Annotated in this window: 5 protein-coding genes, 1 tRNA gene and 1 pseudogene; 3 read left to right on the forward strand and 4 right to left on the reverse strand. The window is 70.9% G+C overall.

Translation table 11 applies throughout. The features are described from left to right. Positions 1-19 precede the first annotated feature (19 nt). On the forward strand, positions 20-1,135 hold the full coding sequence (gene glpR / locus ABZ564_RS26605; protein WP_360861240.1) for a gephyrin-like molybdotransferase receptor GlpR: 1,116 nt from the start codon (positions 20-22) through the stop codon (positions 1,133-1,135). 98 nt (positions 1,136-1,233) lie between these two features. Beyond that, positions 1,234-1,307, forward strand: a tRNA-Ala gene (locus ABZ564_RS26610). An 862-nt stretch (positions 1,308-2,169) separates the two neighbouring features. On the opposite strand, the gene ABZ564_RS26615 is transcribed toward ABZ564_RS26610, so the two are convergent. From ABZ564_RS26615 to ABZ564_RS26630, 4 genes are all read right to left on the reverse strand, one after another. Further along, complete coding sequence (locus tag ABZ564_RS26615) at positions 2,170-2,940, reverse strand: hypothetical protein (RefSeq protein ID WP_360861242.1); 771 nt, start codon at positions 2,938-2,940, stop codon at positions 2,170-2,172. A 155-nt stretch (positions 2,941-3,095) separates the two neighbouring features. Then, positions 3,096-4,166, reverse strand: coding sequence for a hypothetical protein (locus tag ABZ564_RS26620; protein ID WP_360861244.1), 1,071 nt, complete (start codon positions 4,164-4,166; stop codon positions 3,096-3,098). Next, complete coding sequence (locus tag ABZ564_RS26625) at positions 4,145-4,396, reverse strand: hypothetical protein (protein WP_219570738.1); 252 nt, start codon at positions 4,394-4,396, stop codon at positions 4,145-4,147. The genes ABZ564_RS26620 and ABZ564_RS26625 overlap by 22 nt, the downstream gene beginning before the upstream one ends. 293 nt (positions 4,397-4,689) lie before the next feature. Next, positions 4,690-4,830: a hypothetical protein gene (locus ABZ564_RS26630; RefSeq protein ID WP_360861246.1), complete on the reverse strand. Its 141-nt coding sequence runs from the start codon at positions 4,828-4,830 to the stop codon at positions 4,690-4,692. A gap of 758 nt (positions 4,831-5,588) precedes the next feature. Here ABZ564_RS26630 and ABZ564_RS26635 point away from each other — a divergent pair. Further along, positions 5,589-6,252, forward strand: a pseudogene (locus ABZ564_RS26635) (MarR family transcriptional regulator); the annotation flags it as partial.

The raw sequence follows: 6,252 nt of genomic DNA on the forward strand, positions 1-6,252 counted from the left end.
CCCCTCTACGGTGTGAGATGTGAGCAGCAGTGGCCTCATCTACGCAGTCATCGTCGGGGCCTGGGCCGCCTACTTGGTGCCGATGTGGCTCCGCAGGCAGGACGAGCTGAACGAGGAGCGTCCGACCGAGCGCTTCAGCACCGCCATCCGGCTGCTCTCCGGCCGGGCGGCGATGGAGCGCCGGTATGCCAAGGGGCTGCAGGAGCGCGCCGAGGACGAGGCGGCACCCGACGCCGACCCGGACGTGAGCACGGACCGAATGGAATCCGTCGACGTCCGGGCCTTCGCCGCGCCCCCCGCGCACACCGAGGCCCGGATGCACGACCCGGCCGCCGCGCCCGAGCCCGCCCCGCGCAAGCCGGGCGGTGCCGCCATCGGCTCCGCCCGGCGCGCGCGCCCCGGCGGAACCGACGCGGAACGCGCCCGGCGCGCGCAGCGCCTCCAGGTCCTCGCGCGCCGCCGGCGCACCACCGTCGTCCTCTTCCTCGCCTTCACGCTCGGCGCGATCGTCGCGGCGGTCGGCGGCCTGCGCTTCCTGTGGGCGCCGGCGGTCCCGGCCGTGCTGCTCAGCGCGTACATCGCGCACCTGCGGACGCACGAGCGGCGCAGGTTCGCCTTCACCATGGACCAGCGCCGCGCCGAGGTGGCGGCCCAGCGGCTCCGCGAGAACCGCCCCCGCCGTCACCAGCCCGCCGCCACGGCCCCGGCCGACACCGACGAGGACGCCGAGCCGCGCCACCCGGTCCCCGAACCCACCCCCACGGTCTCCCCGCAGGAGGCCGGCCGTCGCGCCCTGGTCGAGCAGACGGACCACGCGGAGTGGGTCGACCAGCAGCGCGAGCGCGGCCGGGTCCAGGGCGACAGCTGGGAGCCGGTCCCGGTCCCCCTGCCCACCTACGTCACCGCCCCGGTCGCCCCGCGCGCCACGGGCGGCGTCGAGGTCGGCAATCCGGAGACCTGGAGCGCGGCCCGCTCCAGCACCGCCGAGCCCGCGCAGCCGGAGCCCGAGGCGCCCCCGGTGGACCCGGCGCCGCGCCAGCGCTCCCCGCAGTCCCGCCGCTCCCGCGACCGGGGCCGCACCCCGCTCTTCGACCAGTACGAGGACGGCGACCGCCCCCGCGCGGCCAACGAGTGACCCCCTCGCCGGACGGCCGTGACCCACGCCACGGCTGACCAGCGCGGAACGGATTTCCGAGCACCCCTCCGAGGGTGCTAGAGTTTCACACGTCGCAAGGGCCTGTGGCGCAGTCTGGTAGCGCACCTCGTTCGCATCGAGGGGGTCTGGGGTTCAAATCCCCACAGGTCCACTGCACGACTGTTCCTGAGTCAGCTCAGGAATGGTGACGAGATCCCGTCCGATCGCAAGATCGGGCGGGATCTCGTCGTTTCTGGGCTCGTCAGGAGGTCTGGGTGCGCGCATCGGGGTGGCGCGGCGGCCGCCGTCCTGCTGCCTGCCCGCGTGCGGGCGTGGGTGTGCACGCCGACCTGCGGGGTGATCGGCGTGCGTGGACCATCTGGGGTTGTCGTGCGAGTCCGGCGTCAGCGGAGGCGCGGAGGCGGATGTCGCCCGGAACCCAGGGCCGGCGGTGTGATCGCCGGGGTACTGGGCGGAGGCAGCGGGCCGGTGGTGTCGAAGTCGGCGGCGGTGAGCTCGTCGGGTCCGTTCCGTTCGGTGAGCCAGGTCTCGAGGATTCTCAGGTTCGCGACGGTGAGCATCAGGGCGAGGAAGAGGGCCTGAGTGACCTGGCCCGGGGCGGTGCTTGCGGTTGCCGATGTCGAGGGCCCCGTTCTTGAAGCGGCCGTTGGCGCCTTCGTTGTGGCTGCGGATGGGCTTGTACGTGTTCAGCCAGGGGTGCGGAGGTAGGGGACGTCCTGGCGGTACTTGGCCAGACGCCAGACGCCAGACGCCAGACGCCAGACGCCAGTCGGCTCCCTCGGCGTCGGGGGGCCACCAGTCGTCCCGGCCACGGAGCGTCGATCACCGCCATGCCGCTGTCGGTGATGCGCAGATCACTGCCGCGTACGATGGGCAGCTCGCCCGGGTTGGGCCCGCAGCCCGCCGTCAGAGGGGCGCGGTTCAAGCGACGCCGACATGCGTGTTCGCTGAACTCCAGGACCGGCAGCTCGCCTTCTTCCGGGCCCGGCCGGAGAGCAGCCACTCGCCGTCGTTCAGCCTCTTACGACAGAAAGCAGCAGGGGGGTGCGTACGCCGAGGTGGGATGCGGAGTCGGCGATCGTCGCGGCCAGCCAGCCGACTGCGTCGCAGGACCACTCGGCGAGTTCACCTCGTAGGGTCATGCCGTGCAGAGGCGGGCCGTTCCAGAATCCGTCGGCGAACGGCGGTGGCAGCGTCTCGTCCTCGTCGGCTCTTCCCGACTTGCCCGGGATGAATGCGTCTTGCTCCAAGTGGCCGAGGCAGCTGACGAGTTGCTGCGCGATGGCAGGGATGGAGGGATTGCGCCCGCTGTCAATGGTGATCTTCACCGGTGTCCGGGCCTGCGGGGCGCGTTCACCGAACCAGTCGCAGGTCTCCATGGAGGGCACGAGCGCGTTGCGCGGGCGGGAGGCGGGGGCAAGTCCTTGAAGGGGCAGCAGAAGCTGTACCGCGGACAGATGTGCCGTGCCGATGCGCGCAGTGGTGTCCTCGGCGCAGCGCAGAAACGGTTGCACGGGCAACGGCCTGTCATTCGCCGGCGTACTGCACTCGACCTGGAACCGGGCGAAGGGCTCGGCAGCGGCATGGCGAGTACCGCAGAAGGCGTTGTTCATGGCCCACAGGCCCGGCGCCTTGGACGCGCGTTCGCCCCCTGCGGCGCTCGATTGCTCGTCGAGCCAGCCCATGGCAACCGACCGCTGGTGGAACAGCTGGTAGGCGTCATGCTCGGACTCGGGGTCGCGCCACGGGTGCGGGACCAGCTCGCCATGAAACGCGGCGGACATGGGGCCCGCCGTGGACGTACCCGAGGGGTCGATCCCTGGCTGGACGACGTCGTGTTGCTCGGACAACTGATCCCTTCGGTCCTGCTGCGGCTGTTCATCGACCGGCCCTCACGTCACGGAGAGGTGGCGAATTCCGTTACCGCATTCGGTTGGTGTCACTCGGCCCGGAGGGCGATTTCCATGCGGAAGAGAGTCCGGGATCCGTCCTCGGTGCGGGCCCGAAGGAGGATGCCGGTGTCCGGATCGAGGGTGAAGTGGCAGATGAGCCCTTCTTCAGGGGCCCAGGCGCTGAACGGGAAGGACCGCATCGGCCGTACCGTGGCCTTGACGGAGGTGGGCCCGGTGGTGGTGACCTCTGCGAGGTGCGACACGACGCGGGCCGGACTGAGGAGTTCCGCGAGTCTGGCTGCCGCAGGGTCGGCCTGTTCGGGTTCGTAGTCTCCGCTCATGTCCACCGTCATCGTGTTCCTGCCTCGAAATGTGACAGCCCATGAGCGACTGGACGGCACACTCGCTACCGATAGTTCCGATTCGATCTCCGGGACGGCCGTGACTTCGGCTCTCAGACGTACGGGGTCGATCAGGCTGGTTGCCATGCGCGCCAGAACGAAGGGTGCCCCCGTCTCTGTACCCGCGGGCGTCCGCGCCGCGTCGGCGATCTGTGAGCTGCCGTCTGCCGTGGTGCGCAGATCACGCAGGTGGCCGGAGCGGAAACAGCCCTGCCTGTCGTAGGCGCGGGTGTGCAGGAGGAATCCGGTGGCGGTGTCGACGCCGGCGGTCAGGTAGGTCACCCCTGGCGGGAGCCAGGGGTCCTGCGGGTCGGCGCTCCAGGGATGCGGGACCAGCGTGACGTCGACGCAGGGGCGCCCGTCGATCCAGGTGCACTGCCCCGCCGAGGCGGTAGCCACGCCGCTGATCAGACGGGCGGGGTCGCAGAGTGCGAGCAGGGGGTCACCGGCGGCTTCGTCCTCCTTGCGGAGGCGGGCGCTGGACTCGGAGTCGATGCGGAGCCGGCCCGCCGAAGCGGCCTCCGTCTCTTCGAAGCGTCCCACGCTGTGCCAGCCGTAGCGGCCCGAGACATCTTCCGGTGAGCGGTGCTGGGCGCATCGCGCCTCTGCGTCGAACTGGATGTCCCAGGCCGCTGCGGCAGCCATCCTGCCCAGAGCCCAGCGAGCCAGGCCCGCATGGTCGCCGGCCATGGCGTTCAGGGGGTGGGTAGTTGCCATGAGGCCCAGTTCTCGGGTTCTCCGGGGCCCCCCGAGGGCCACTGCACGTACAGAATTCGGTACGGGTGGTTCTGAGGGGCGGGCGCGAGTGTCTCGATGCGCCACCGGTGGCCGCCGAGCGAGGTGATCCGACAGCCGGGCTTCGCGATGCCCTGGCCGCATGCCAGCACGCGCTGATTCTCCGGACTCTCGTCCGGAATTCCGGCCCGGTTGACGGTCTTGTGCGTCATGAACGACGCGTACCAGGGCTGCTCCGGCCCCGCGACATCTGCAGACAGACGACTTTCCGATTGCGGGAGGGGCGCTCGTCTCCATGTGAGGTTTTCTGGCGGATGGTGGCCACTGTTCTTCGACCACCGGCCGGCCACCAGGGGCAGGGCTGCTCCGTGTTGACCGTCGCGTGCGCTCGGCGCGGGCGGCATCGAATCCGGGGAGGGGGTGGAACCGCCCTCTCGATTCGAGCCACAGGAGACCAATGCCATCGCCAGACAGGCGGCGCCCGCCGCAGCCACCGACGCACGACTCAGCGCTTCGTGCACTTGATCTCGCTGTCGTTCTGGTTGTACACGTGCGCTGAGCCCTTGCCCTGCGGTCCCGACACGTAGAAGCGCGCCTGGCCCTTGTAGCGGTACTTCGTTCCCGCCGTGCAGCCCTTGGGCGCCACCGGTCTTGACAACCGGGCCGTCGGCGACGGCCACCCCTTGCCCGGAGAGCAGGGCGCATGCGGCGAGTGCCGCAATCATCAGAATTGATCCGCGACGTGGTGCTGCCATGACACTCCGATTTGCTGGGCCGAGTGCGTGGCCGGTGGGGGAAACGAACCCTGTATAGCTGCTGCCGTACGGAGAATTCGGTCAGGCGCGGGCAACTTCACTCGGATGGGCTTCGGGGTGCCGAAGGGACGGGCGTGATGCCCGTGTGGTGGGCGCGCCGAGCGCACGAAGGCTGACCGCGCCGAAGGAGTCGCGGGCGGAGACGGCGGCGCAGCGGTCGCGTGCCGTGGGCGCCTGCTCCGGTGCGGGGCGCGCCCCGGAGCTCGGGGTCCGGAGCTCGGGGCCTGGGTCTCGGGCTCCGGGACCCGGGATGCGAGCTCCGGAACGGCCCTGTTCACTCTTTCGTGTGTACGCGGAGGGCGCTCCGCCCGGGTCTCGGATCTCGGGGACCGGGACTCGGGACCCGGGCTCCGAGGTTCGAGCGATGTCGTACAACCGGTAGGTAGAAGAGGTAGGGAGAAGAAGGGGTTGGGGAAAACCTCCCCCCCTCCCTGACCCGTCACGGCGAGCAAGTGTGACTATTCGTGACCGACTTGCCACGCGGTGTCGCGGCTGCTTACGGTGCCGCCAGACGAAACGACCCCGACGCGGTGTTGCCACACCGGTCGGGGTCTCACCTCAAGATCGCCAAGCAGAAAGAACCGATCCTGTGGCTACCCAGAACCTTAGCCCCGCCCCGCCGTCCCCGGCCCTGCCGACCCCCTCCCGTTCGGCCCCCTCCCGTTCGGCCCCGTATCCGAAGGCCAGCCCCGGCTACGGCAAGCGGACCGTCCCGGACCAACGCCCGCCCGCCGCCGACGACTTCGTGTTCCTGCCCGAGCGGGAGCGGTACATCGCGGGTTACGTCGACACGCTGCCCGACGGTGCGGCGATGAGCATCAAGTCACTGGCCAAGTCCCAGCCCCTGTACGGGCAGATGGCCGTCGGCAGCGCGCTGAGGGCCCTGTCCGTGGCCGGTCATCTGCGCCAGGTCCGGTGCGCGGCCGGTGACGGCGAGTCCATCCGCTGGGTCACCCGCACCTTCTGGTCGCGAACGGCCCGCGACAACGAGTGGTGGACCGCCTTCCTCGCCGCCGAGGAGGGCCGCTGCGTACCGCAGCCGCCGGTGGCGCCGGTGGCGCCCGTGGACCCCCCGCCGCCGTGGGTTCCGGCCGAACCCGCCGCCATGGACGCGACGGAGGCGATGGAGGCCCCGGCGGAGGCCACCCCTGCGCCGTCTTCCCCTGCGCCGTCTTCCCCTGCGCCCTCTTCTTCTGCCCCGACGCAGCCCCCGCCCTCCGCCCCGGTCCTGCCGCAGCAGCGCACCGGACAGG

The organism is Streptomyces sp. NPDC019224 (assembly GCF_040632605.1).
GTDB lineage: Bacteria > Actinomycetota > Actinomycetes > Streptomycetales > Streptomycetaceae > Streptomyces.

Bases quoted from the DNA above. Each gene is read 5' to 3' on its own strand.
- ABZ564_RS26615 (WP_360861242.1), bottom strand. From the start codon at position 2,940: ATGTCCGCCGCGTTTCATGGCGAGCTGGTCCCGCACCCGTGGCGCGAC.
- ABZ564_RS26620 (WP_360861244.1), bottom strand. From the start codon at position 4,166: ATGGCAACTACCCACCCCCTGAACGCCATGGCCGGCGACCATGCGGGC.
- ABZ564_RS26625 (WP_219570738.1), bottom strand. From the start codon at position 4,396: ATGACGCACAAGACCGTCAACCGGGCCGGAATTCCGGACGAGAGTCCG.